The organism is Methanococcoides sp. AM1 (assembly GCF_900774055.1).
Taxonomy (GTDB): domain Archaea; phylum Halobacteriota; class Methanosarcinia; order Methanosarcinales; family Methanosarcinaceae; genus Methanococcoides.
On record NZ_CAAGSW010000002.1, the window covers coordinates 329321 to 354155 of the forward strand.

At 45.3% G+C, this 24835-nt stretch carries 23 protein-coding genes; 9 read left to right on the plus strand and 14 right to left on the minus strand.

Features of this window, described 5'->3' with window-relative positions; all coding sequences use genetic code 11:
* Nucleotides 1–26: 26 nt before the first annotated feature.
* From E7X57_RS04310 to alaS, 4 genes are all read right to left on the minus strand, one after another.
* The gene (locus E7X57_RS04310; RefSeq protein ID WP_135610898.1) at nt 27–557 is read right to left on the minus strand and encodes a universal stress protein; all 531 of its coding nucleotides are present in this window, start codon (nt 555–557) and stop codon (nt 27–29) included.
* Between the two features lie 59 nt (nt 558–616).
* A complete protein-coding gene (locus tag E7X57_RS04315; RefSeq protein WP_135610900.1) occupies nt 617–3214 on the minus strand; it encodes a valine--tRNA ligase in 2598 nt (865 codons plus the stop codon).
* A 139-nt stretch (nt 3215–3353) separates the two neighbouring features.
* A complete protein-coding gene (locus tag E7X57_RS04320) occupies nt 3354–4424 on the minus strand; it encodes a response regulator transcription factor (protein WP_135610902.1) in 1071 nt (356 codons plus the stop codon).
* 276 nt (nt 4425–4700) lie between these two features.
* Nucleotides 4701–7472, minus strand: coding sequence for an alanine--tRNA ligase (gene alaS / locus E7X57_RS04325; protein ID WP_135610904.1), 2772 nt, complete (start codon nt 7470–7472; stop codon nt 4701–4703).
* Nucleotides 7473–7778: 306 nt separating this feature from the next.
* Between alaS and E7X57_RS04330 the strand changes: the two genes are divergently transcribed.
* Together E7X57_RS04330 and surE are read left to right on the plus strand one after the other, a co-directional pair.
* A complete protein-coding gene (locus tag E7X57_RS04330; protein ID WP_135610906.1) occupies nt 7779–8054 on the plus strand; it encodes a hypothetical protein in 276 nt (91 codons plus the stop codon).
* 128 nt (nt 8055–8182) lie between these two features.
* On the plus strand, nt 8183–8968 hold the full coding sequence (gene surE, locus E7X57_RS04335; RefSeq protein ID WP_135610908.1) for a 5'/3'-nucleotidase SurE: 786 nt from the start codon (nt 8183–8185) through the stop codon (nt 8966–8968).
* A gap of 37 nt (nt 8969–9005) precedes the next feature.
* Here the strand turns inward: surE and E7X57_RS04340 are convergent, their stop codons facing one another.
* Complete coding sequence (locus E7X57_RS04340; RefSeq protein ID WP_167880885.1) at nt 9006–9155, minus strand: hypothetical protein; 150 nt, start codon at nt 9153–9155, stop codon at nt 9006–9008.
* Between the two features lies 1 nt (nt 9156).
* Nucleotides 9157–10113, minus strand: a complete 957-nt coding sequence (gene moaA / locus E7X57_RS04345; RefSeq protein WP_135610912.1) for a GTP 3',8-cyclase MoaA — start codon at nt 10111–10113, stop codon at nt 9157–9159.
* A gap of 77 nt (nt 10114–10190) precedes the next feature.
* Here moaA and E7X57_RS04350 point away from each other — a divergent pair, with 77 nt between their 5' ends.
* Complete coding sequence (locus E7X57_RS04350) at nt 10191–11510, plus strand: cobyrinate a,c-diamide synthase (protein ID WP_135610914.1); 1320 nt, start codon at nt 10191–10193, stop codon at nt 11508–11510.
* Nucleotides 11511–11592: 82 nt separating this feature from the next.
* On the opposite strand, the gene priL is transcribed toward E7X57_RS04350, so the two are convergent.
* From priL to E7X57_RS04370, 4 genes are all read right to left on the minus strand, one after another.
* Nucleotides 11593–12651: a DNA primase regulatory subunit PriL gene (gene priL / locus E7X57_RS04355; protein WP_135610916.1), complete on the minus strand. Its 1059-nt coding sequence runs from the start codon at nt 12649–12651 to the stop codon at nt 11593–11595.
* Between the two features lies 1 nt (nt 12652).
* Nucleotides 12653–13390, minus strand: coding sequence for a proliferating cell nuclear antigen (pcna) (pcn, locus tag E7X57_RS04360; RefSeq protein ID WP_135610917.1), 738 nt, complete (start codon nt 13388–13390; stop codon nt 12653–12655).
* Nucleotides 13391–13477: 87 nt separating this feature from the next.
* Nucleotides 13478–13789 (minus strand): transcription factor S, encoded by a 312-nt coding sequence (locus E7X57_RS04365; protein WP_135610920.1) that lies wholly within the window; start codon nt 13787–13789, stop codon nt 13478–13480.
* A complete protein-coding gene (locus E7X57_RS04370) occupies nt 13767–14186 on the minus strand; it encodes an NUDIX hydrolase (RefSeq protein ID WP_135610922.1) in 420 nt (139 codons plus the stop codon). Before E7X57_RS04370 ends, E7X57_RS04365 begins: the two co-directional genes overlap by 23 nt.
* A gap of 66 nt (nt 14187–14252) precedes the next feature.
* Here E7X57_RS04370 and artA point away from each other — a divergent pair, with 66 nt between their 5' ends.
* From artA to E7X57_RS04385, 3 genes are read left to right on the plus strand one after another with little or no spacing between them, the layout of a single operon-like run.
* Nucleotides 14253–15065, plus strand: a complete 813-nt coding sequence (gene artA, locus E7X57_RS04375; protein WP_135610924.1) for an archaeosortase A — start codon at nt 14253–14255, stop codon at nt 15063–15065.
* A gap of 11 nt (nt 15066–15076) precedes the next feature.
* Nucleotides 15077–15706 (plus strand): phosphatidylserine decarboxylase, encoded by a 630-nt coding sequence (locus E7X57_RS04380; RefSeq protein WP_135610926.1) that lies wholly within the window; start codon nt 15077–15079, stop codon nt 15704–15706.
* Nucleotides 15703–16383 (plus strand): archaetidylserine synthase, encoded by a 681-nt coding sequence (locus tag E7X57_RS04385; protein WP_135610927.1) that lies wholly within the window; start codon nt 15703–15705, stop codon nt 16381–16383. Before E7X57_RS04380 ends, E7X57_RS04385 begins: the two co-directional genes overlap by 4 nt.
* A 57-nt stretch (nt 16384–16440) precedes the next feature.
* Here E7X57_RS04385 and clpB read toward each other — a convergent pair whose 3' ends face one another.
* Nucleotides 16441–19047 (minus strand): ATP-dependent chaperone ClpB, encoded by a 2607-nt coding sequence (clpB, locus tag E7X57_RS04390; RefSeq protein ID WP_135610929.1) that lies wholly within the window; start codon nt 19045–19047, stop codon nt 16441–16443.
* A 329-nt stretch (nt 19048–19376) separates the two neighbouring features.
* Between clpB and E7X57_RS04395 the strand changes: the two genes are divergently transcribed.
* The 3 genes from E7X57_RS04395 to E7X57_RS04405 all read left to right on the plus strand — a co-directional run bounded on the left by E7X57_RS04395 (nt 19377) and on the right by E7X57_RS04405 (nt 21556).
* Nucleotides 19377–19784: a helix-turn-helix transcriptional regulator gene (locus E7X57_RS04395; RefSeq protein WP_135610930.1), complete on the plus strand. Its 408-nt coding sequence runs from the start codon at nt 19377–19379 to the stop codon at nt 19782–19784.
* Nucleotides 19785–19954: 170 nt separating this feature from the next.
* A complete protein-coding gene (locus E7X57_RS04400) occupies nt 19955–21106 on the plus strand; it encodes a PAS domain-containing sensor histidine kinase (RefSeq protein ID WP_135610931.1) in 1152 nt (383 codons plus the stop codon).
* Nucleotides 21107–21199: 93 nt separating this feature from the next.
* Nucleotides 21200–21556, plus strand: coding sequence for a dihydroneopterin aldolase family protein (locus E7X57_RS04405; RefSeq protein WP_135610933.1), 357 nt, complete (start codon nt 21200–21202; stop codon nt 21554–21556).
* A 47-nt stretch (nt 21557–21603) separates the two neighbouring features.
* Here the strand turns inward: E7X57_RS04405 and hisC are convergent, their stop codons facing one another.
* Genes hisC through E7X57_RS04420 form a run of 3 tightly spaced genes read right to left on the minus strand, consistent with a single transcriptional unit; the run spans nt 21604 to nt 24769 of the window.
* Nucleotides 21604–22686 carry a histidinol-phosphate transaminase gene (hisC, locus tag E7X57_RS04410; RefSeq protein ID WP_135610935.1) on the minus strand — a complete coding sequence of 361 codons (1083 nt, stop codon included), beginning with the start codon at nt 22684–22686 and terminating at the stop codon, nt 21604–21606.
* Nucleotides 22673–23845, minus strand: coding sequence for an acetylornithine transaminase (locus tag E7X57_RS04415; protein WP_135610937.1), 1173 nt, complete (start codon nt 23843–23845; stop codon nt 22673–22675). The genes hisC and E7X57_RS04415 overlap by 14 nt, the downstream gene beginning before the upstream one ends.
* Nucleotides 23846–23872: 27 nt before the next feature.
* Complete coding sequence (locus E7X57_RS04420) at nt 23873–24769, minus strand: polymer-forming cytoskeletal protein (RefSeq protein ID WP_244603590.1); 897 nt, start codon at nt 24767–24769, stop codon at nt 23873–23875.
* Nucleotides 24770–24835 lie beyond the last annotated feature (66 nt).

The window sequence follows — 24835 nt, forward strand, 5'->3', positions numbered from 1 at the left end:
TTTATTTCCAAGATCATCTTGATCTTTTACCTGACGACCAGAAGTTCTGTCGGTGAGTTCCTTATCACTTTTTCCGCAACACTGCCAAGCCTGAATCTGCCATCCGCGGTCTTTCCAAGTGTGCCGATTACCAGGAGGTCCACATTCTCTTTCTCTGCAATATCAAGAATAACGTTTGCAGGGTGACCTTCCTCTACACGTGTTTCGACCTCGGCACCAAGCTCTTTGCAAAGGTCTTCCACATAGGAAGTAACAGCATTACCTTTCTCTTCCAGATGCTTGTGTCTTTCAGTTTTCCACATCTCATCTGCTACCCGGGCAAATTCATGCCATTGTTCCTGGGTCATGTGTTCGGTGACCGCCATTTTCATTGATGCGACGTAGTCCCTGTGGACGGCTTCAGGAGTAACACCTACGGTCTCCATCTCAACAACATAAAGTGCCAGTACTTTAGCACCGCTCAAAGCTGCTATCTTCACCCCTGACCTTGCAGCCTTTTCTGCATTCTCTGAACCGTCGGTAGCTACCAGTATCCTGTTGTACTCTTTATTAACCATAAAAAACCCCCGCTTTTAGTTATATAAAACTAGAGCGGGGGTAAAAATAACTGTTTTGGTCAGCGGACTATCACTACGACAGTACCATTGACATCAAGGACATCCACAGCCCTGCCGGCAGAGATGACCTCTTTCTCAATGACAACACTTTCAGGCGCAAGCTCAATGTCCTCTCCATCAACTGTTATGTTGATGTTGCCCTTTGAAGCGATATTGGCAACTTCCACAGGGTCCATTGATGTAAGCGTCTTGATGATGGCACCTGCCTGCTTCCTGAACTTTGGACCAATGATGCCCATGTTCGGCTTGATGTTCACTGGAACATGCTCAAAGTCAGGCTCGCCTTCGATGATCTCTACGGTTGAGTTCGTCACACCGATAAGATCGGAAGCGTCTCCGAGTGTACCGTATACCTCAATTTTCTCAAGAGGGGCATTTAGTGCCATGCCTGACTCGGATTTGTATCTTCTGACATTGCTTGCAATTTCCTTGATGAGCTCTCCGTCCTTCTCTACGGATTCACTTATTAGCGACTTGTCAGCTTCCGGCCACTCCTGCGCATGTACGCTGCCTTCTCCAATCCTTGAGTACATCTCTTCAGCAAAGAATGGTGCGAAAGGTGCAAGCATGCGTGAGAGTGCATCCATTGCCAGATAAAGCGTGTACTGAGCTGTCCTGCGGGCATCTTCGTCATCTCCGTATAGTCTGGATTTGACAAGCTCGATATAGTTGTCTGCGAGGGTCTCCCATGCAAATCCCCTGATGGACTTGTATGCTTCATCGAACTGGTATGCATCAAGGCTTTCAGTTACTGACATAATGAGCCTGTTAAGATTGCTCAGCAACCATCTGTCAATGATCGCAAGCTCTTCTGGCTTGTTTTTCACAATGTCTGAAAGATCATCCTCAAGGTGTGACATGGAGAACCGGTAGATACTCCACATCTTTGTAAAGAATCGTGATGCTGATACGACGTCCTTCCATCTGAACATTACATCTGATCCGGTGGAGCCACCTACGGCAGCCCACTGCCTGAATGAATCAGCACTGTATTTTGCGATTACTTCTTCCGGTGAGATGATGTTTCCAAGTGACTTGCTCATCTTGTGGCCATCCTCTCCGAGCACCATTCCGTTAACGAGTATGGAATCCCATGGTCTCTTGCCGGTGAGTGCCTTTGAACGCAGTATGCTGTAGAATGCCCATGTGCGTATGATGTCGTGTCCCTGTGGACGCAGCTGTGTTGGGTTTCTCATCTCCTTATCGCTTAACCAACCGGCAACGTGCAGGGCTGTGAGGGAAGAGTCCATCCAGGTGTCAAGCACATCTTCTTCTGCTTCGAAGTCAGTGGAACCACACTTGCATGCTACAGGTGGCTGTTCCTGTGTAGGGTCCATTGGTAGCCATTCTTCTTCTGCTACCATTACCTCTCCACAGTTCTTACAGTACCAGACAGGTATTGGTGTTGCAAATATCCTCTGGCGTGAGATACACCAGTCCCATTCCATTGTTCCTGTCCAGTTCTGGAGCCTGACCTTCATGTACTCAGGCAGCCACTCGATCTCATCGGCAGTTTTGAGTATGTCCTCATTGTCGATCTTCACGAACCACTGGCGTTCAGACAGGATCTCAATAGGGGTTTTGCACCTCCAGCACATGCCGACATTCTGGTCGAGCGTTTTCTGGTCATAGAGGTATCCTTCCTTTTTAAGATCCTCAATAATGGCTGCCTTGCATTCAGGGATAGTCATGCCTGCATACTTGCCTGCGATCTCTGTGATGAGCCCGTTCTTGTCAATAGCTTTCCTTAGTGGCAGATCATGCTCTGCCCACCATCTTACATCCTGCTTGTCACCAAAGGTACAGATCATGACAACCCCCGTACCGAATGCCGGGTCCACATCCTTGTCCCCTATGACCTTTACCTCGTGGCCGAACAATGGTACCTTGACGGTCTGTCCGATATTCTCATTATATCTTTCATCATCAGGATTGATGGCAACTGCCACACATGCTGCAAGCAGTTCAGGCCTTGTGGTTGCGATCTCCAGTTTGTCGAAGTGCAGGAAGTTCAGTTTTGTGTCCCTTGCATCGTATTCTACTTCAGCAAAAGCAATAGCTGTTTCACATCTTGGACACCAGTTCACAGGATGCTCTGACTGGTATAAGCGTCCCATTTCCTTCATCTTGACAAAGGATCTCTGGGTCTTGACATAGTAGTCAGGGTCCATTGTGATGAACTCATTACTCCAGTCCGTGGAGAACCCGAGACGGAGCATTGTGGCGCGCATCTTCTCAATGTTGCCGACGGTCATTTCCTCGCACAGTTTTCTGAACTCAGTACGTGGTATCTGGTTCTTGGTAATGCCGTGGATCTCCTCTACCTTTACTTCGGTAGGAAGGCCGTGGCAGTCCCAACCCTGTGGGAACATTACATTGAATCCCTGCATTCTCTTATATCGTGCAACGAAATCGATGTAACACCAGTTGAGTGAATTCCCGATGTGGAAATTTCCTGTAGGATATGGAGGTGGTGTATCGATTATGTACTGTGGACGGCTTTCATCCTTCCAGTCAAAATGATACATAGACATATCCCATGTGTCCTGCCATTTTACTTCTATTTCATTAGAATCGTATTCTTTAGGAATCTCCATTAAAACACTCCGATGATAGTTAAACAGTTATAGTGTATTTTGTTAGATTGAGAGGTTTTAGATTATTTAAAATATCTGGTTGGAACTATGTTATCGCTCTGTTTTTGAGTTAGTATAAAAAAGTTAAAAAAAGAGGTTTTTAATTGGAATCCGCTTCCTTGGGTTCCCATCCAAATCTTTTCATGACCATCTTGATACGGGCATTGATCTCCCTTTTATCAAATGGTTTTGAGATGTAATCATCGATTCCAAGCTGCATACCTTTGAGCTTGTCCTCGACCTCTGTCTTTGCAGAGACCATTATGACTGCAATATCCTGTGCATCGCTGTTCTGCTTGAGCTTCTCTACGACCTCATATCCATCCATGTCCGGCATCATGATGTCCAGTAGTATCAGGTCGGGAACTTCTTCGATGGCTTTCTTTACAGCTTCTTCTCCGCTGTATGCTATCAGGAAATCGTAGGGTTCTGTGGCAAGTGAAAGTCTGATCAGTTCAGGAATGTCCGGTTCATCGTCCACGACCAGGATCTTCAGTCTTTCCTTTTGCATCTTTTTTTGACTGTAAGTCAGGTCTATCTTTCCATCAACGATGGTGTAGTGGGCATCAAGAATATTCATTCCGATGTCGGTATGTAACTTCCCCTGTTCCGTAATATCGATTATGACCTCAAAGAACGAGCGCATCAGGCCTTCGGTCTCAGCCGGAAGGGCACCTTTGCCCAGCATGGAGATTATGCTTCCCTGATTTTCACGAACGTTTCTTTCAAGGAATTTAATAAAATTCTCTACTATCTGCAGGTTGTCTTTGGAAAGTACTGTAAGGTCATCAAGGACGAGGATCGATCCGGGGTTTTGGCCAAATAATTTTGATGTATGTGAACCGATCTTAATGTAATCTGTTACAGAATTGCAATAAAGGGTATTAGGGTCGTTCTTGCCAGGTCCCTCTGTGTCAATGAACCATATTCTTTCCATAAGATTTTCGACTTCAAGGCCGTATTCTTCAAATTTTTCAAGAACATGTTTCCTGGATGTCTTCAGGCAAAGCCATACAACGTTGCGGGAAGGATCACACTTCATTGCAGAATATGTATAATAATAGATCATCCTCTCACTGAACACATTGATCGGCGCTAACAATAATGCATTCTTTGTGGCTAGTTCCTTACAAAGCGTGCCCATGATCTCATCAGTTTCTTCTGCAGACATCTTACCCTCACAATTTCAGTACATTCTATTGTTTTTTTTCTAATATTAATCTTTTCAAATCAATTGGTATTTTTTGATGTGTTTATGCATGTATTTTCCGGTCACATGATATATTATCGAGTTGAAGGGCAACAAATACAATAAATATAGCAAAAAAGTAAAGAATAGTATGATGTCTGCTACAATAGCAATCTTCGATCAGCACCTGAACATTATTAAAAGGTGCTCCTTTTGGCAGTGCCGCAAAAGAGCTCCTTGTTTAAGTTCAATTTCCGATCATTCGAGTTGTTCTTTTAACAGCTCAATGCCGCGATCAAGTGCGCCGGTCATGTTTGATGGGTCAGTTCCTCCACCACGTGCCATGTTAGGGCGTCCTCCGCCACCGCCGCCGACAATTGCGGACATCTCTTTGACTATTGAGCCCACGTTGACGCCGTTCTTAACAGCTTCATCTCCGGCAGCTGCTACGATCTTAACACCATCCAGCTCACTTATCAGTACAGCAACAACATCGCTCTCATGTGTCAGTTCACCGGCTGTTTTTGTGAGTTCATCACTGTCTGCATGCGGAACCGCCTTTGCGATCACCCTGATGCCGTTGATGGTCTCAGCGTCTGTTATCAGCTGGCTTACCCTCACATGAGCAAGCTCGTCTTTGAGCTTTGTGTTCTCTTTCTTAAGGTCCTTCCATTCATCAAAGAACCTCTCGATAGTAGATGGCAACTGTTCTGCTGATACGCGCAGTGTTTCTGATGAATCGCGCACAAGTGACTCAAGATCCTGCATTGCTTTGACAGCAGCTTCTCCGGCAGCATATTCCAGACGCTCAACACCATCCTGTATGCGTTCGGTCTTTAGTATCTTGATCGGACCCACAAGGCCTGTGTTCGTGCAGTGAGTGCCTGCACATGCCTCAATGTCATTACCCACCTGCATGACACGGATCATCTTTCCTGGAGGTACGCCACCCTGGTAAAGGCGGAACCCATATTTCTGTTCGGCCTCCGTCCTGTCCATCCAGTCACTCAGCACCCGCTTGTTCTCCATGACCGTACGGTTTGCGATCAGCTCTATCTGGTCAAGTTCTTCCTGTGTGATGCGCTTGTAGTGTGAAAGGTCAAGGCGCGCCCTGTCTCTGAACTTCTGGGCACCTGCCTGCCAGATATGGCTTCCAAGGACATCCCTTGCAGCATCATTGATGATGTGGGTTGCAGTGTGATGTCTTGCATGTGCCATACGGCGCTCTTCATCAACCCTGCCGACCACAAGGTCACCTTTTCTGATGTGCAGTTCGTCCTCGATATGATCAATTGTATGGACCACTACGCCGTTGTAGATCTGGGTGTCCACCACATTAAGTACAACATCCTCAACGGTCAATGTGCCGTGATCAGCTGGCTGTCCGCCGCCCTCGGGGTAAAGAAGCGTATTGTCAAGTACGATATGTTTTTCAAATATGTCAAGGACAACACCTTCGAATTCCATCCTGTTGGGCTCGTCATAGAACAGGCGCTTTGTCTTTGGCAACTTTGCGATCCTGTCTGCAAAAGGAATTACCTTTTCTTCCTTCTCTTCGGACTTGCTGTGCTTATCGGCTACCAGTGAATAGAAATTGTCAGGAAGATCTACTTCCACGCCGACCTCTGATGCAACAGACTTTGAGATCTCTGGTGGGATGCCCTGACTGTCATACATGTCTATGATGGTTTCAAGAGGGATCTTCTCTCCACTCTTCTTGTAGTGCTTGGCGGATTTCTCCATCATTCTCCTGCCGCGTTGAAGGGTGTCCGCAAACTTGCGTTCCTCATGGACAAGGATGTCCTCCATGACATCAAAGTTCTCCTGGAACTCAGGATACTCTGGCAGGTTTTCGATGTGCATCTGCACGATCTCAGATATGGGTGTCTTGATTCCAAGGTCTTTCATCATCCTGAGCGTCCTGCGTATAACAAGCCTTGCAAGGTATCCTGCCTTGACATTTGATGGTATGCCACCGTCACCGAGCATAAATGTCAGGCATCTTGTGTGATCTGTGATAGCATAGACGCTTTCCACAGGTTCCATTATCGAGCTGAGCTTTTCTACGGTAGTCCCAATGCTGGAAGCGACCTGCTTCCTCAATTCGAACAGGTTTGCTTTCTCGCTGACGTCCATAAGTCCTGCCAGGCGTGCATTCTGTGAAAGGATATTAGTATACTCCTCGTTCTCAAGTTCATGCTCTATACCTGCAAGTCCCATGAGTTCGTTCACAATGCTGGGGAAGACTGCATCATATATTGTAGGTGAACCCTTTGATGCCCACACGAACCTCTCAAGTCCGTATCCGGTATCCACGATGTAATTGTCCATCTTGGAATACTGGTCTCCCTTGATGTTTATGTCTCCCTTCTTGTCCTGCTTCAGGTCCATGAACACAAGTGTTGCGACCTCAAGTCCACCGATAAGTGTTTCCACGCATGGTCCGGCATTTCCTCCGCCTGCCCATGGCTCTTCCTTGTATGTAACAGCCATCGGGTCCGCACCAAGAGAGTTGAGAAGTCCGTCACACAGTTCAAGTGTGTGGTCCTTCCAGTAGATCTCCTTCTTCTGGTTGTTGAAGGCATGGTGTGCCATCATCTCAAAGGTTGTAAGGTGCCTGCCACTCCTTCCCACAGCATCAAGATCAGAAAGTCTGATGCATGGCTGGGAAATGGTAAGTGGGTTTGCCGGTGGTGGTACCTGTCCGGATGTTACAAATGGCTGGAAATCAGCAATTGATGCAATGGTCAGGTAAATGTCGTCTCTCCATCTGGCAATGACCGGGTATCTGTCGATGCGGGTATGGCCCTGTTCCTCGAAAAATTTAAGGTAGAATTCCCGCATGTCTGCAAGTTCCATTTTTTTCTTGAATACGGGATTGCCTATGAATGAATAGGGGTCGCATGGTGCATCTCCACATGTCGACCTATCCTGGTCTCGTGTCCAGAAGTATTTTCCACATTTAGGACACTGTTTTCTGATAAATCCGTTATCAGAGAAAAAATCGATTTGATATTCATCTTCAAGCATAATGATTCCAACTGTAAGTGTTATTTTGTAATCATGCTGTATGCAATGTATGTAGTACGTATAATGTGTTCTACCACGTATCGTTCAATAGTTTAAATAAATTTCTCATTTTGAGTGCAAACATGTGTCACTTCCTGTTGCATAATGATTTATTGTGTCGATTGGTGCTGTTATTTGAAGTAAATGTTATTTCATCATTTTTTGGCATGTCCACATATCCTTCATTTATGCAAAAATCATGAACACACTGGATATATGCATGTCCATAAAAACTATGTATTGTTACGTTAGGAAAAGATGATTACAATGCAGGCAGTCAAATATATGTCATTGGTCTTCAGGGGCGCAGTAGAAGAGTACAATAATACAGGTGTTCGACCATCTGTTTTTATGGATGGGTCAGGGGATCTGCAGATATACCTTTGTGACCCGATACTTGATGATCCTGAGACGGTTGAACCCATCCCTGATATGGAACTTGAGGTCAATGGCGGACAGTTTGCAGGGTCCATTGGTAACGGCTTTAATGCTGCCTATAACAAGGTAAGGCCAGAAGTAGGGTCTGAACAGTTACCACTTTAATTCCTCTATTTGAATAAGACCTTTCTATTGGCATTGGTCTAGATCTGTTTTTAATTTCACATTCCACAACTCCTTTTTCTCTTTTTGTCCCATTAACTATAATAGTACAGAGAGCAAAGAAAGCACCAATGTCAACACGAATACTGCTCACCAATGATGACGGTGTCTACGCTGCCGGCATCAGGGCGGCCTACAGGAGTGTATCCGATCTGGGTAATGTCACTGTTTCAGCACCTGCTATGCAGCAAAGTGGTGTGGGACGCTCTATATCCATATTTGAGCCATTGCGCATTAATCGTACAGTTATAGACGGCATAGAAGTAAATGCAGTGGGTGGGACTCCTACTGATTCCGTAATACTTGGAATTTTTACTATCATGAAGGAATTGCCTGATCTTATCCTTTCAGGCTTCAATATCGGGGAGAACATAAGTACTGATACTATCACAACATCCGGTACCATCGGTGCTGCACTCGAAGGTGCAAGTTATGGTGTTCCTGCTATTGCAGCTTCCATACAGGTAAAGGAAGAAGGTCTTAAGTTCGATGATCTCAGGGATTTCCAGCATGACTTTGATGTAGGTGTGAAGTTTGTGAATCGGGTGGCAAAAAAAGTGTTGAAGAATGGTCTTCCTGAAAATGTGGACCTTTTGAACATTAACATCCCGCATTTTGCGGAAGAAAATTGTGAGGTGGAAATAACAAGCCTTGCACGCAAGTTCTTCAAGACTGATGTGGAAGAGCGTCATGATCCTCGGGGAACTTCATATTACTGGATCACAGGTGACCTTATCCATGAAGCAGAAGATGGTACGGATGTCAATGCCATTGAGAATGGTCATATATCTGTGACACCTATCTCGCTGGATGCGACATCTCCGATAAAGTTCTCAGATATAGAACATCTGGTCTGATTGTGTGATACCTCTGGCCGGATGATAATTACCAGATTTATTTTTTCAGTTTGATGGTGATGTCCTTCCAGTCCGGGTCGACACCGTGAAGTGTCTCCACAGAAGAACTTGCCATTGCTCCAAGTATCTTCTGTACGAAATGGTTGATCTCGATATCATTACCGTCAACTGTAAGCTCTACTTCCATTTTATTGATCTCCAATGATTGTTTTTTTGTCAATGATCCTTCTTTCTTTCGAGTCCCTGTAGAAAGGTATTCTACGTTCTATGGATGATCTCAGGAGTTCAGGAAGGTCTTCAGGATCAGCATTTGAGAAGTCTATAAGATTATCATTGACAAGAAGGCAGGGTTTTAACTTACCATCCGCAGTTATCCTGAGCCTGTTGCAATTAGCACAGAATTCCGCATTGTCAATAGGTCGTACGAACTCAACTTCTGCCCCGTCGATAATATAGCTTTTACGGTGATGCATTTTGCGCATCCTGATCGTATCGGCACGCCTTTCAAGATCATTTTCGATCTCCTCAGCATCGAGGTTGTATTGAGCACCTTCCCTGAAGTCCATGACCTGTATAATTTGCAACACAAGGTCTCCCTTGTGACTTCGAACGAACTCCAGCATATCATCTATCTCATCCTCATTTATGCCTTTGAGGAGGACCATGTTGATCTTCACAGGGGTCAGGCCAGCATCGATTGCTGCATTTATCCCTTCGAGGACATCATTCAGGTTTTCCGGTTTTCCATGTGTGATGTAGGCATATTTTTCCGGGTCAAGGGTGTCAAGACTGACATTGGCGCGGTCCAGACCTGCTTCTTTAAGACTGTATGCCCGTTCTTTCAGGAGAACGCCGTTAGTTGTCACTGAGACATCTTTAAGCTCCGGCAATGCCCTGAGTATCTCCTCGAAATCTTTCCTGACAAGAGGTTCACCGCCTGAGAACTTGACCTTATTGACGCCGAACTTTGCTGATGTGGTCACTATGTCGGAGATCATTTCAACCGTCATCTCATTTCTGCTGCCTTCATCTCCTTCACTGTGGCAATAGATGCAGTCAAGGTTGCAGCGGTTGGTAAGTGATATCCGAAGACTTTTGACCGTTCGGCCGAACTTGTCTGTAAGAAGATCATTTGAAGTTTTCATGCTCGTATACACTAGAATGGCTTAAGTTATGAACAGGAATAGTAATGGATATATATAAAACCAACTCAATTAGTGGCATGAAACGATCGGTCCTAATTGCAGGAACACATAGCGGCGTAGGCAAGACCACCGTGGCAATGGGTGTTATGGCCGCCCTTACGAAAAGGAATATGAAAGTACAGCCTTACAAGGTTGGTCCTGATTACATAGATCCTACTCATCATACTGCTATCTGTGGCAGGTCCTCAAGAAATCTTGATACGTTCATGATGGGCGTTGATGGTGTTCGCAGGACTGTTGCTAACAGCTACAAGGATGCTGATATCTCTGTCATCGAAGGCGTAATGGGTCTTTACGATGGCATGAACTCAACGGAGATCGCCAGTTCAGCCCATGTTGCCAAGTCTCTTTGTATCCCTGTTATTCTGGTAGTGAACGTGCACGGCATGTCCAGAAGTGCAGCTGCCATCGTTAAAGGCTTCACCGAGTTCGACAAGGATGTGAACATTGCCGGTGTCATCCTGAACAGGGTGGGCAGCCCCCGGCATGCCCAGATGATCAAAGATGTTCTTCCCGACATTCCTGTTGTGGGAACTGTTCCAAGGAACAACGACATAAAGGTACCTTCAAGGCATCTTGGCCTGCACATGGCCTCAGAACAGGATTATGATATTGGCAAGCTTGCAGAGTTCATTGAAGAAAATGTTGACATCGATGAGATCCTCTCCCTTGCTTCCGAGCCAAAGAAACCTGAGGTCGAAGATGACCGGTGTGTTGGCAATATGTCGGAGGTCACAATTGGTGTTGCCCGTGATGATGCATTCTGTTTCTATTATGAAGAAATGTTCGATATGTTCCGTAAATGTGGTGCCAGGATCGAGTTCTTCAGTCCTCTTGATGGTGATATCCCTGAAGTGGATGGTATGTACTTTGGTGGCGGATATCCTGAACTTAACATTGCCGAGCTTGAAAAGTCAAGGACGACCAAAAAGCTCAAAGACTTCTCAGCAGATGGCATGCCGATCTATGGTGAATGCGGAGGGTTACAATACCTTTGCAGTTCCTATGAGATCGAGGATGTTGTTTACAAAATGGCAGACCTTTTCCCTGCAGAGACTATCCTTACAAAGAGACTTCAGGCACTGGGATACACCGAAGGTGTTGCAAAGGGCAAGTTCATAAAAGGACCTGTCAGGGGACATGAGTTCCACTACTCGCTCACAGAATGTGACAGTGATTCAAGACTTGTTTACGAGATGTCTCGTGGAAAAGGTATCATGAACGGCAAGGATGGTATCACAGAGCACAATTCACTGGCAAGCTATATGCATGCACATCCAGGTTCTTTCCCTGTGGACAGTTTTGTGGAACAGTGCCGCAAATATAGTCGAAAATAAGGCGTAAGAAAAACAGAATATAATGCTACTATGGTAGGAAATGGTTCTCGGTAGAACCTTATAAAAGTTCAAAAGAATGGCTTCAAGCCTTCTTTTCGTTCTCTTTTTCCATTTTGTTCTTGATCCACATCCTTCTGCTGTAATAGCCTAAAGGGTGCTTTGTGTTTTTACAGATCTCATCAGGATTGTAGCAGTTGCCGTATGTGCGCATCGTATTGCATGATGGTGGCTTATAAGATGTTCCTGATGAGCCGGCAATATGCTGGATCTGGTATCTTGTTTTCTCCTCGTCAAAGTCCGGAGATACATTGAACATAGCGACGACCTCGTCCACGGTCATTCCAATGTTCAATAGGAACGATGTCATTGCAAATCTCATCGAATGGGCAAGGTTCACGCCTGCCCTGACATTTGCTATGGCCTGTACGACGCATGGTGGGAACAGTTCACTTTCCACTTTCTGGAACTCTCCAATGCCGAAATCGGATTTTTTCTCCTCAAGGATCTCGCTGATCTCTGCAAGGTATGATGTGCATGCCTGGCTGATCTCTTCAGGGACTGAAAGTGGAAGCGCATTCTGTATGCGTGAGCGTATAGCTTCCTGCAGCAGGCGTGCAAACTCTTCCTTGCTGATCCTGACATGTCCTGCTTTCATTTTCCTGTTGACAAGTTTCCAGTTCAGGTCCTTTAAGGTAGTTGCAAGTTTGATGTAATCAGTAAAATGAAGATCAAAAAGGATATCGTGGGATTCCATATTTTCGTAGGTTTCGGCATTGATCTGGAAATCAAGGCCAAGTTCCTGTAGGAATTCCGGTTGCTGCGTCTTAAGAAGCCTGTATGCAGCTTTTGCTTCTGCAAGTGCATATTTTCTTATCAGGAATTGGTCATCGATACAGGATACCAGTATCCTTGCAAAAGGGTATGACAAAAGTTCGGTGAGGATCTTTCCCTCTTCCGAAGCCGAAGGTGATGGTTTTTCGATCTCTCCTGATAATGATTGTATTACACGCTCCTTTCCTCTCATGCGGGCAGAGTCAAGTGCGCGGGAGGATAGGAGTTTCTCTGGTGAAAAACCGAGGCCACCGACATATTCGGATGCCTCGGATACAAAAGGATATAAGGCGAGATCTCTGCTGTCCATTTTAGTCAGATTCGATCCTTGGTGCCAGGAGATATCCGATAGTACCAGCTCCGTTAGCAATGGAGAAGTTGATCTTTATCGGGAAGTCCTTTCCAAGGTGTAGTGTTACTTCATTGGATTTAGAGGCGGGTTTGATTATGTCTGACAGGTAGTCCAGTGAGAACAGTGAACGTGTATCATTTGCTTTGATATCGATCAGCTGGTCGCGTGACATTGTGAGTTTTACACGGTCAGTATCGCCTTCAGCTTCCATGAAGAAATTTTCTCCTTCAACACCAAGTAACATGTGGTCACTAATCTTCTCTGCAGCTTTGACAGCCTTCTGGAGGTCCTTTCCGTTGAGAACGATCTCGGCCGGGAGCTCGAGCTGTGGGATCCTTGGTTCTGCACGGATGGTTGACGGGTCAAGTAGTGAGAGTGTGTATGAGAAACCACCGATCTGTATCTTCAGTTTCTTTGTATCTTCATCAAGTTCCATCTGGACCTTGTCGTCCCTGTCTGCAACTGCAAGTATGTCACTTACTCTTGACAGGTCTAATCCCAATTCGCAGTCATCTGCACTAAAATCATCAAAAGCATCAGTTGCCAGGTCAAAACTGACCATTGCAACGTTTGCAGGATCTACTGCCCGGACCGCGATTCCTTCCGGTGAGATCCTGAATCTTGCTTCATCCACGAGTACAGATAGTGTTTCGATTGAATCTTTTAGAAGATATGCATCAATTGTCGCCTTGAACATGTTGTTTCTCCGCCAAATAGTTTCGATTTCAACTTCTTTATATCATTTACAGTATATATGCTTTCACTGTTCTTTGCACACATATCCTCAGTCATATTCACGCCATGTGAAGCTGCATTTGGTACACTTGAAGAACCTGGTCTCGGATTCATCAGCAGATCTGAGCTGTCTTAACCACCAGTATGCTACGTTGTTCTCACATTCAGGGCACCTTGCTGTAGTTGTGGGGAGTCCTTCGTCAATGTCGCCTTCAAGTACAGTGACCTCTCTTTCTTCACGGTTCGATCTTGATACAAGTTCAGGGTTTGTTTCCTTATCTTTTGTGTACCCACATTTTTTGCATTTTAATGAGCCTTCGATGGGGAACATCATGCTCTTACATTTTGGACAGAATTCCATTAATATCATCTCCTGCGTCTTCAATCATTTTTCGGTGGTCGAAAGCTATATCTGGTAGCTCCTTCAGGTCGAATAGGGCTACTTCAGCTGCGTCAGTGGCGGCCTTTGGTTCGCCGTGACCTATAGCAAGGTAACATACAGATACGGTATGTCCTCTCGGATCACGCGAAGGCTCTGAATACACTCCTATCAATTTAACAAGATTGATAGATAGTCCGGTCTCTTCATACGCTTCCCGAATTGCCGCAGCTTCGGTAGTCTCGCCTATCTCCACGAAACCACCCGGTAGTGCAAATCCGTTTTTGAAAGGGGGATTCTTTCTTTTTATCAGTATAATCTTACCATTTAAGATGATTACGGCATCAACTGTGAGCAGGGGGGTGGTGGGAACTGTCATTTGAACAAAACCTTAATACAATTAGCAAGATACTATATATGATACCTGTGATAAAGGTGTTTGATAATGATAGAAAACGTACTATGGATCGCAGTTGCCCTGATGGTATTATCCTCGATCATACCTGTAACAAGAGGAATAAAGTTCCTCGTAGGTGGGGTAGGGTGGATATTCTTTTCTCTTCATTGGGCATACCAGCCGCTTCATTATATTGAGATCAGTGACTATTTCAATGTAGTACTGACCCTGGCAATTGCTGCTTTCTGCCTTTTTATGGCACATAATATGATACGTGAGTACAGGGAACCTTCGGCATCCGGTCGGAGTCAGGATCTCAATGTCATTCTGATGGTTACGAGCGCAACGGCAATAGGCTCATTGTTCTACTTCCCTTTCGCGAACATTCCTTCCCTGAACCAGTGGATCATATCTAATGTGACCAATGCTACAGCCGGTTTGCTTGGCTTCCTGGGTTATAATGTAGAGTCAACATGGCATAAGATAACCTACAATGGTTATACTGTGCAGATCATACTTGCCTGTACTGCCATCGAAAGTATTGCCCTGTTCACGGGACTTATCATCTCCATCAATGGGTCTTTCAAGAGAATAATGTCGGCATTCATGGTCTCTGTGCCTGTAATATTTATGCTTAACATCGTCAGGAATGTCTTTGTAATAGCAGCTTATGGGGACCAGTGGTTCGGACCTGAAAGTTTTGAGATCGCTCATCACGTGATCGCAAAGATCGGTTCAGCCATTGCACTCTTTGTGATCGCTTACGTTGTGATGCGAATATTGCCTGAACTTCTTGACATGATCGATGGGTTGTGGCAAATGACAACTAAGCATATCCTGAAAATTGTAAGGAAAGGCTAAGGACTTCAGAAATGTTAGCTAAAGATTCTACCTCGTGGATCGCTGTTGTGGGCTTTTTTGCTCTGGCAAGCACAATAGCATCCTCTCTGACAGACCTTGCATTACTTCGTTACCTATCATATTTTGGTCTTGCTCTCTTTGTCTTTATAATATGGTTCTTCAGGGATCCCGAAAGGAAGACAAAGATATGTGACCATTGCCTGTTCTCTGCCGCTGATGGTAAGGTAATAGACGTGGCCAATGGCAAGGTCTGCGTTTTCATGAACGTTCACAATGTTCATGTCAACCGTGCTCCGATCTCCGGAACTATCCGTAGCATAACTCATAAAAAAGGCGGGCACATGCCAGCTTTCAATAAGGATTCCGAACGTAACGAGCGTACGATCACAGTTATTGAAAGCAGCCACGGGGATGTAGAAGTAACTCAGATCGCCGGTGTCCTTGTACGCAGGATAGTGTCATATTTGCAGGTGGGCGACAACGTAGCCAGCGGACAAAAGATCGGGATGATACGCTTCGGTTCCCGGGTCGATGTGATCATTCCTTCTGATTTTGAGATATCGTGCAAGGTCGGTGATCGTGTGTATGCAGGGGAAACCATGATCGCAAAAGAAAAGGGATTCAAGAGGAATAAACAATGATGTTCAAAGCCCTCCGGGTCCCGGATCTTGTAACACTTGGAAATGCCCTTTTTGGCATGATGGCTATATTCAGTGCATGCTCCGGGTATGCGGATCTTGCTTTTATATTCATCTTTTTTGCAGCTATTGCTGATGGCATGGATGGTTTCCTGGCACGCAGGATGCCTAACAGTGCTATCGGTGAGTATCTGGATTCCCTCGCAGATGCCATTTCCTTTGGTGTTGCGCCTGCAGCTGCCTTATATTTCATCTATGGTTATTCTCATCCTTACATAATGGCCATTGGGGCATGTTTCTATCTGTTCTGTGGAATAATCCGCCTTGCAAGGTTCAACACAAAACAGAAAAGCATACCTGATTTTGAAGGTCTGCCTATAACCGCATCTGCTGTAGTGATCGCCTCTTATATGCTCATGGCAGACAGGTATGTCCAGTTCTACGGAGTTATCGCAATTGTGCTGTTGCTCTCTTTCCTTATGGTAAGTGAGTATCCTTATCCTAAGTTAAGGGGTGCAAAAGCAATGGCTTTTGTAGCGATCGTATTCATTTTGCCCATAGCATCTTACATTGTATTGCCTGCATATCTTTCAATATTCTCAACAGCAATGTTCCTGCTTCTATTACTCTATCTTGAATCTCCTATAATGAGGATCCCAAGGAAGTATTACGAGGACTAATGGGGTTTAAGTGGGAATCTAAAATAGAAATGGGGGCTGGAAACCCCCTTTAATGTCTTATTCTTCATCCTGAATGGCTACTTCAACAGTTATGCCGCGTTCATTCGCATCCACAATTATTGTGCATCCTTCGGGAGCTTTGCCTTCAACGATCAGTTTTGCAACCGGTGTCTCTACCTCGTTCTGAATTACACGTTTTAGCGGTCGTGCTCCGAACGACTCGCTGTATCCCGCATCTCCAAGATAATGCTTTGCACCATCAGTGATCTCAAGTGTGATCCTCTTGTCCTTAAGCCTGTGGACAAGGTCCGCCACCTTGATATCCACTATCTGTACAAGCTGGCCCTTTGTCAGCGGTCTGAAGATCGCCAGCTCATCGATACGGTTGATGAATTCCGGTCTGAAATGTTTGGTCAGCTCGTTCTGTGCCATCTCCTGCATGCTAGCGTAGTCTTCACCCTTCTCGAGTTTTGAGATGGCGTAGTCCACACAGATGTTCGATGTCATGATGATCAACGTGTTCTTGAAGTTCACAGTCCTTCCGTGTGAATCTGTCAGGCGCCCGTCATCAAGTATCTGGAGCATGACATTGAACACGTCATGATGAGCCTTTTCGATCTCGTCGAACAGGACGACCGAATAAGGTCTCCTGCGCACTGCTTCGGTAAGCTGTCCGCCTTCCTCATGACCGATGTATCCTGGTGGTGCACCGATCAGCCTTGAAACGGTGTGTTTTTCCATGTACTCGGACATGTCGATTCGGATCATGTTGTTCTCATCATCGAAGAGCTCAGTTGCCAGTGCTTTGGCAAGCTCTGTCTTACCCACACCGGTCGGTCCGAGGAAAATGAAACTTCCTATAGGCCTCTTCGGGTCCTTGATGCCTGCATAGGCACGGATGACCGCGTCAGAGACAGCTTTTACTGTTTCATCCTGTCCGATCAATCTCTCATGGAGCTTGTCTTCCAGATGGGTGAGCTTCTCACGTTCTCCTTCCATGAGCTTCGTGATCGGGATGTTCGTCCACTGGCTGACCACCTGTGCTATATCCTCTTCACCAACCTCTTCTTTGAGGAGCATCTCTTCCTGCTGTTCCTGAAGCTTTGCCTCTTCTTCATTATACTGATGTTCAAGAGGGGTCAGTGTGCCGTATTTCAGCTTTGAGGCCTGTTCGAAGTCACCGCTGTTCTCAGCCAGTTCAAGCTGGATCTTGATCTCTTCGATCTGCTGTTTTAAGGAACTCAGGTTTGCGATGATATCCTTCTCTCCCTGCCATTTTGCACGCATGGCATCGGATTCAGCACGAATGTCCGCAAGCTCCTTTTCAAGATCTGCAAGTCTCTCCTTTGAAACCGCATCTTTTTCTTTCTTGAGTGCTTCGCGTTCCATCTCCAGCTGCAGGATCTTCCTGTCAGCTTCGTCCAGTTCAGATGGTTTGCTGTCTATGGATGTCCTGACCTTTGCAGCGGCCTCATCCACAAGATCGATGGCTTTGTCAGGCAGGAACCTGTCTGAGATGTAACGGTCGCTGAGAACCGCTGCTGCCACAAGTGCAGTATCCTTAAGCCTCACTCCGTGGTGGACCTCATATCTTTCTTTTAATCCTCTCAGGATAGAGATGGTATTCTCAACATCCGGCTGGTCCACCAGTACCGGGAGGAATCTTCTCTCAAGAGCTGCATCTTTTTCGATATATTTGCGATACTCATCAAGGGTCGTAGCACCGATACAGTGCAGTTCTCCTCTCGCAAGCATCGGTTTTAGCAGGTTGCCTGCATCCATGGCGCCTTCAGTGGCACCTGCACCTACAATTGTGTGCAATTCATCGATAAAGAGAATGATCTGTCCTTCGGAGTCTGCAACTTCCTTCAGTACCGCTTTGAGACGTTCCTCGAACTCTCCTCTGAACTTTGCTCCTGCGATAAGTGAACCCATGTCAAGTGCGATGATCTTCTTATCTTTCATGGCATCTGGAACATCCCTCTTTGCAATACGCAATGCAAGGCCCTCTACAATTGCTGTCTTTCCGACACCGGCTTCTCCGATGAGGACCGGGTTGTTTTTCCTGCGTCGGGAAAGGATCTCGATGGTGTGTCTTATCTCCTGGTCCCTTCCGATAACAGGGTCTAGTTTTCCCTGTGCAGCAAGTTCGGTAAAGTCAATGCCGTATTTCTTGAGCGGTTCCATAGTATCTTCGGGATTCTCACTTGTAATGCGTCGGTTCCCCCTTAGTTCTTTTATAGCCTGTAAAGCAGCTTCAAGTGTGATCCCCGCTTCTTCAAGTATGCGATAGCCAGGGCTTCCTTTTTCTTTTAATAATGCTATGAGTAGGTGCTCTACACTGACATACTCATCGTTCATGGTGCGAGCTTCCTTGTCAGCAGTATCGAGTACCCTGTTATATGACTGGCTCACGTATGCCTGCTCGTTTCCCGGACCTGAAACCTGCGGCAGTCCGGACAAATGCTCCTCCAGTTTTCGGACAATTGCCTGTGTGTCAGAGCCCATGTTATTAAGAAGTGTAGGGACAAGACCACTGTCCTGTTCCATTAATGCAAGGAACAGATGTTCACAATCTGTCTGCTGGTTGTAATACCTTGCAGAAATGGTGAATGACTTCTGGACAGCTTCCTGTGCTTTCTGTGTAAAACGGTTTAGATCCATTTGAACCTCCTTATGTTATTGGTTATGTAATGGTTTCTTCTACGTCATGTGATCACTATATGGATTACATGCGCGTACTCAGCGATGACCCGATTGCATCATTAAAGCATACTCCCCTTGCTCATTTGATGGCATAATTATATTTTCAGGTCACAACCGGTCATATTTGTGAATTGCATGATTTACACTTCAAATTATCTGTCTTAGTATTTAAGTGTTTTGTATATATTGCAAATTAAACTCGATTTTATAGTTTTCATATTAATTTTATCGATATGATTTGTACAAAAATGAAAAGGTATATATGTTGTAAAATCAATGTATCTTTGATGGCTCGTCAAATCATCCTTATCAATATTGAAAAACCCGTGGAAAAGGACCTTGAGAAAGATATCCATTGGGTTTGCGATAGTTTTGGTCTTTCCTCAGGAAGGGATGTCGAAGACATCTCCAAAAAGATAGTCATGGGCCTGCTTTCAAATCTGTCCCGTGATGAAGGAGTTACCTCTGAAATGCTTGCGCGTTCTCTGGATATCAACTTACCTCGTCTAAATCATCATCTTCGCAACCTTATAGGGTCGGGTCTTGTCTACCGAAGAAAAAAAATGCTATATCTTCGTGGTGGAAGCCTTAAAGCCGCGGTCTGCGAGATGAGAAAAGATTCTGAAAGGATATTCGATGAGCTGGAACAAATTGCAGAAGAGATAGACGATGAGGTCGGTTTGATGAGTAGGTGAGCTTACTCATCTTGATTTTCAAAAGACTGGCCTATAGTTCGCCATCCTTATATATTGCTTGTTTATATAATATGAATTGAATGATTGTGGGGACAATTGTTCATATTGGGTGAACGGGAGGGATTGTTATCATTGCAAATGGTGAATCCGAGGTAGATGATGAGCTTAGCGTGGATTCGTTGATTTCATCTTTTAAAGATAGGTGCAACGAAGAAATATCCGAACATCATATAGCGGAGAATCTGTCAAATAATAATTATTTCCTTCTAAGGAACGTTCTGGAATCTACGGATGATGGAATTTCTTTTTTTGATAACAACGGGACTATCCGGCTGGTGAACAATAAGTTCAGGGAGATCTGGAATATTCCTGATGATGCCGACACTGAGAAGAACTACATTGATGCATTTGTCAAATATGGTTTAGCTCAACTGAAAAATCCGGATCACATCCTTTCAAAGATCAGGAGATTTCCACGATCAGCTGAAAATAGTTCCGATGTCCTTTATTTCAAGGACGGTCGAATATTTGAGTACCATCTTTTCCCTGTTGTTACGGAGGGGGTCATCAAGGGGCATGTTTGTAGTTATCGTGATATCACCAGGAGGAAAAAGGCAGAGTCCGATTTTCAGGAATACGCCCGGGAACTGGAACGATCAAATGAGATCAAAGACCTGTTCACTGATATTATACGGCATGATCTGCTTAATCCTGCAGGCCTTGTAAAGGGGTTTGTGGAAATATTGCTTAAGAGGGAGTTCGATCCGGACACTACTGAAAAGCTCTGTGCTATTAAAAGAAGTAACCGAAAGCTTATTGAAATGATCGAATCAGCTTCTAAGCTTTCAAGGCTGGAATCCATTAGTGAACTGGAATTCAGGGAGTTTGATGTTGGTGGATTTATGAGGATGGCAGTAGAGGCTCTCCATGGTCAGTTCGAAAGTAAACATATAGTTCTTGAAAACAATATAACTGGTGCACATAAAGCAAAAATAAGTCCGATTATAGAAGAGGTCTTTGTGAATTTGCTTTCAAATGCAGTAAAATATAGTCCTGAGAACAGCAAGGTGATCGTTGGTATTCTTGACAACGGTGATAGGTGGAAGGTAACAGTAACCGATTTCGGTGAAGGGGTTGCTGATGAGGACAAACCATACGTTTTCGAAAGATTCAAGCGTGTTAACAAGGTTGCAGTGAAAGGAACAGGTTTGGGTCTTGCTATTGTCAAAAGGATAATTGACCTGCATGGTGGCGAAGTGGGTGTGGAGGACAATTCTGAAGGAAAAGGAAGTGTTTTCTGGGTAACAGTGAAGAAGGCCTGATCTTTTTTCCTGATCGTACTAATTTTAAGGGACCGTATTGGCTTTATATTTTTAGGTCAATTCCGTTGCAGCAATGATCATGGTAGGTAACATATGGCCGAAAACACAATAACCGACAGGGATAACGTTTTTTTTGAAGCTGGAATTAAACTTGGAGCTTTGTATCATCAGTTCACCGGTTCTCCTGTGAGCCTGAGGACGGTGGAAAGTCTTGAGACTGCTATTGCGCAGAGCATCTCTGTGCAGCCCTGTGTTGAAAAGATAACCGTTTCTATCGACAGGGATATGGTACGTTCAAAGCTTAATGATGAATTTGGTTACTGTGAGCTGGAAGGTCGCATGCTCAATGTCCAGATCGATGCAAAATACGGCTCCGTAAGAGCCCATGTCTCAATGGAGTTCAATAAAGAGCTGGATTATCCGTTAATGAAAATAGATAAGGTCTACTGACTGCCTTTATCAGGCAATCAGATGGAAGACCTTAAGATGTTAATGGGTTAAATGGAAGTGAAACCTTCCACAACCTTTTTGTTCTGTTCTTCTGTGCCAATGGTAATTCGTATGAGTGAATCTCCCGCATTGGCAAAGGAAGTGCAGTCACGCACAATGATCCCTTTTTTAAGTAATTCTGTGGTAATATCACGTGCTTTGTGTGGGGCTACGTCAACAAGGACAAAGTTTGCCTGGGTGTCATAGACCTTGAACGGGATGTTATCCTGAAGATATTTCTTACCCGCACGAGCCAGTTCAATGCTCCTGTTCAGGTGTTCGGTATCTGAAAGTGCAGCAACACCTGCAGAGACTGCTGCGGTGCTGACATTGAATGGAGTTGCTATCTTCATGTATTCTTCCCTGAGCCATATTGGAAGCATTCCGTATCCGATCCTCATTCCGGCAAGACCGAATGCTTTTGAGAATGTCCTTCCGACAATGATGTTGTCATATTCCGGAACAAGGTGTGCGATATTCTTGTCAGAAAATTCCACGTATGCTTCATCAACGAATACAAGGGCTTTAGTGGCTTCTGCGATCCGGAGTATGTCCTCTTCCGGTACAACATTACCTGAAGGGTTGTTTGGTGAGCACAGGAAGATGATCTTTGTGAGTGGTGTGATGGCATCAAGTACTTTTTCAACGTCCACTGAGAAGTCTTCTTCACGCTGGACGTAAATAGGAATTGCACCGTTTGCACGTGCAGAGATCTCGTAGTAGGAGAATGTCGGTGTTGTAAGGATGACCTCATCACCGCGGCTGATGACAAGTCTTGTGAGGCCGTCCAGAAGTCCGTCCATGCCGGGACCTGAAGCTACGATGTGATCAGCAGTTATCCCCGTGTATTTGGATATCGCTTCTACAAGCTCACGTGCATCTGCTGAAGGGTAAATACTGATCCCCTGTGCATCTTTTATTAGTGCTTCCACTGCTTTTGGTGAAGGTCCCAGTGGGTTCTCGTTCGAACCGAGTTTGATGACCGATGCAGGGTCCAGTCCATAGACTCTTACAATATCATCAATTGATTTGCCCGGAACATACTTTGCAATGGATGCAACTTCTTCTTTTATCAGTTCATATCTGGGCAAGTACATCCACCACCGTGTCGATCTGTTCTTTGGTGATAACCAGAGGAGGTGCGATACGGATAACTTTCTCGGATGTGCAGTTAAGGAGCACACCATTTTCTCTTGCAAGGTCCACAATGTCTGCACAGGGTTTGTTGATCTCCACGCCTATCATGAGTCCGCGTCCACGAACTTCCACAATGTTGTCAAGCTCAAGTAACCTGAGCTTGTCCATGAAATACTCTCCCTTCTGTGCTGAGTGCTCCACAAGACCTTCGTCCCTGATCACATTAATGGATGCAAGGGATGCTGCACATGCCAGTGGCCCGCCTCCGAAGGTTGCAGCATGCTGGCTCTTTCCAAAGGATATGCCATCACGTGCCACAATAGCACCCATTGGGAATCCTCCGCCGATTGCTTTTGCCATGGTCATGATGTCCGGAACTACCTTTGAATGGTCTTTACAGAACCATTTTCCTGTCCTTCCAAAACCGGTCTGGACCTCATCGAATATCAGGAGCATGTCGTTCTCATCACAGATCTCACGTACCTCTTTGAGATACTCGTCTGATGGGACATTGATACCGCCTTCTCCCTGTATGGGTTCTACGATAACTGCTGCAGTATCTTTTGTTATTTCATCCCTGATCGCCTGTGCATCGTTGTAGGCAACAAACTTTTCCCCCTGTATAAGAGGTTCAAACGGTGTCCTGTAAATGGATTTGTGTGTTACTGTAAGAGAACCCATTGTACGGCCATGGAATGAGTGTTCCGCTGCGATGAACTCGGTCTTTCCTGTTGTGACCCTTGCCAGTTTCATTGCGGCCTCAACGGCTTCGGTACCGGAGTTACAGAAGAATGCACGGCCCATGCTGGTAATATTGATAAGTTCCTCGGCAAGTTGTGCCTGCACATCGGTATAGTATATGTTTGAAACGTGTATGAGCTTCTCTGCCTGTTTGCTGATCGCCTCTACGACGCGAGGGTGGCAGTGTCCCACATTGTTTACGGCAATTCCTGCCACACAATCAATGAACTCATTACCGTTGATATCGCGGACAACTGAACCTTTCCCACTCTCAAGAGCGATGGGTTGGCGTGTGTATGTCTGCATTACGTACTTTCCGTCCTTTTCTACAATTGATTTGTAATCCTTTGATAGGGTAGTCTCTTTGGTCATAGAATCCCTCAAAATTAGTTATGTTCGTCAAATATCGAGTGTCATCAGTTCTTTTTCGTTGAGGACATCCTCTTCTTCACGCTCGAAGACTATCCCGCCTGATGCTCTCATGACACCGTCCACACGTGCGCTTTCATGTATCCTTATGGAACTGGCATTTATCTCTCCAAGAACGTGTGTACCTTTATGGATATGTACATTTCCACGTGAAACTATGTTTCCGTGTATGGTATTGTTCTCACCAAGGTTCACGGCGTCCATGGTACGTATGCTTCCGTAGAGCGTAGTGCCATTTGCCAGATCAAGCGACGTAGCGCGTATGTTCCCCACAAGGCGGCAATCACTTCCGATAACAGCATTTGAAGGGACCCTTATTGAATCGATGGATATCTTGGAGCCGTTTGGTATGATCATGGCAGCAGTGCCGATGGTCTCAACTTCTTCATCAAACATCTCGCTTAATGCCTTTTCGACCTCTTCGTCCTTGCCCATGCGCAAAAGTTCGGTCAGGTACAGGAATAGATATGCGATTACAGGAACCGGATTCCTTACAACGATCCATCCCTTTGCCTCGAATCCGTCACTGATCTTTACATTGTTGCCGATATCAAGGTCACCTTTGACCACAAGCTTCCCGTCAATGGAGACGAACTCTCCGATGTAGGCGTTCTCTTTTGTCTTGACAGTTCCGCCAATGTGGGACCAGATATCGATCCTGATATCAGATCTGGCATTGATATCGCCGGAAACCTCAACCCTTTCTCCGAGGATCGCAGAATCAGCTATCAGGCCATATCGTACATCTGAATGGTTACCTACTATGATGTCTCCATCCAGCACAATATTGTGCTCTTCCATTTTTGTATTGTCCGGAATGACAAACGTTTTAAAGAGTTCCTCTTCTGCGATGATTTCACCCTCCAACGAGATGAATTTGAGGCGATATATAAGTTCACAGCTTATTTAACCTGTTGCTATATGTATATTTTG

What these genes read in the sequence shown, in the direction of transcription:
- E7X57_RS04310 (WP_135610898.1), bottom strand. Translation starts at nt 557, where the DNA reads ATGGTTAATAAAGAGTACAACAGGATACTGGTAGCTACCGACGGTTCA.
- E7X57_RS04315 (WP_135610900.1), bottom strand. Translation starts at nt 3,214, where the DNA reads ATGGAGATTCCTAAAGAATACGATTCTAATGAAATAGAAGTAAAATGG.
- E7X57_RS04320 (WP_135610902.1), bottom strand. Translation starts at nt 4,424, where the DNA reads ATGTCTGCAGAAGAAACTGATGAGATCATGGGCACGCTTTGTAAGGAA.
- alaS (WP_135610904.1), bottom strand. Translation starts at nt 7,472, where the DNA reads ATGCTTGAAGATGAATATCAAATCGATTTTTTCTCTGATAACGGATTT.
- E7X57_RS04330 (WP_135610906.1), top strand. Translation starts at nt 7,779, where the DNA reads ATGCAGGCAGTCAAATATATGTCATTGGTCTTCAGGGGCGCAGTAGAA.
- surE (WP_135610908.1), top strand. Translation starts at nt 8,183, where the DNA reads ATGTCAACACGAATACTGCTCACCAATGATGACGGTGTCTACGCTGCC.
- E7X57_RS04340 (WP_167880885.1), bottom strand. Translation starts at nt 9,155, where the DNA reads ATGGAAGTAGAGCTTACAGTTGACGGTAATGATATCGAGATCAACCAT.
- moaA (WP_135610912.1), bottom strand. Translation starts at nt 10,113, where the DNA reads ATGAAAACTTCAAATGATCTTCTTACAGACAAGTTCGGCCGAACGGTC.
- E7X57_RS04350 (WP_135610914.1), top strand. Translation starts at nt 10,191, where the DNA reads ATGAAACGATCGGTCCTAATTGCAGGAACACATAGCGGCGTAGGCAAG.
- priL (WP_135610916.1), bottom strand. Translation starts at nt 12,651, where the DNA reads ATGGACAGCAGAGATCTCGCCTTATATCCTTTTGTATCCGAGGCATCC.
- pcn (WP_135610917.1), bottom strand. Translation starts at nt 13,390, where the DNA reads ATGTTCAAGGCGACAATTGATGCATATCTTCTAAAAGATTCAATCGAA.
- E7X57_RS04365 (WP_135610920.1), bottom strand. Translation starts at nt 13,789, where the DNA reads ATGGAATTCTGTCCAAAATGTAAGAGCATGATGTTCCCCATCGAAGGC.
- E7X57_RS04370 (WP_135610922.1), bottom strand. Translation starts at nt 14,186, where the DNA reads ATGACAGTTCCCACCACCCCCCTGCTCACAGTTGATGCCGTAATCATC.
- artA (WP_135610924.1), top strand. Translation starts at nt 14,253, where the DNA reads ATGATAGAAAACGTACTATGGATCGCAGTTGCCCTGATGGTATTATCC.
- E7X57_RS04380 (WP_135610926.1), top strand. Translation starts at nt 15,077, where the DNA reads ATGTTAGCTAAAGATTCTACCTCGTGGATCGCTGTTGTGGGCTTTTTT.
- E7X57_RS04385 (WP_135610927.1), top strand. Translation starts at nt 15,703, where the DNA reads ATGATGTTCAAAGCCCTCCGGGTCCCGGATCTTGTAACACTTGGAAAT.
- clpB (WP_135610929.1), bottom strand. Translation starts at nt 19,047, where the DNA reads ATGGATCTAAACCGTTTTACACAGAAAGCACAGGAAGCTGTCCAGAAG.
- E7X57_RS04395 (WP_135610930.1), top strand. Translation starts at nt 19,377, where the DNA reads ATGGCTCGTCAAATCATCCTTATCAATATTGAAAAACCCGTGGAAAAG.
- E7X57_RS04405 (WP_135610933.1), top strand. Translation starts at nt 21,200, where the DNA reads ATGGCCGAAAACACAATAACCGACAGGGATAACGTTTTTTTTGAAGCT.
- E7X57_RS04415 (WP_135610937.1), bottom strand. Translation starts at nt 23,845, where the DNA reads ATGACCAAAGAGACTACCCTATCAAAGGATTACAAATCAATTGTAGAA.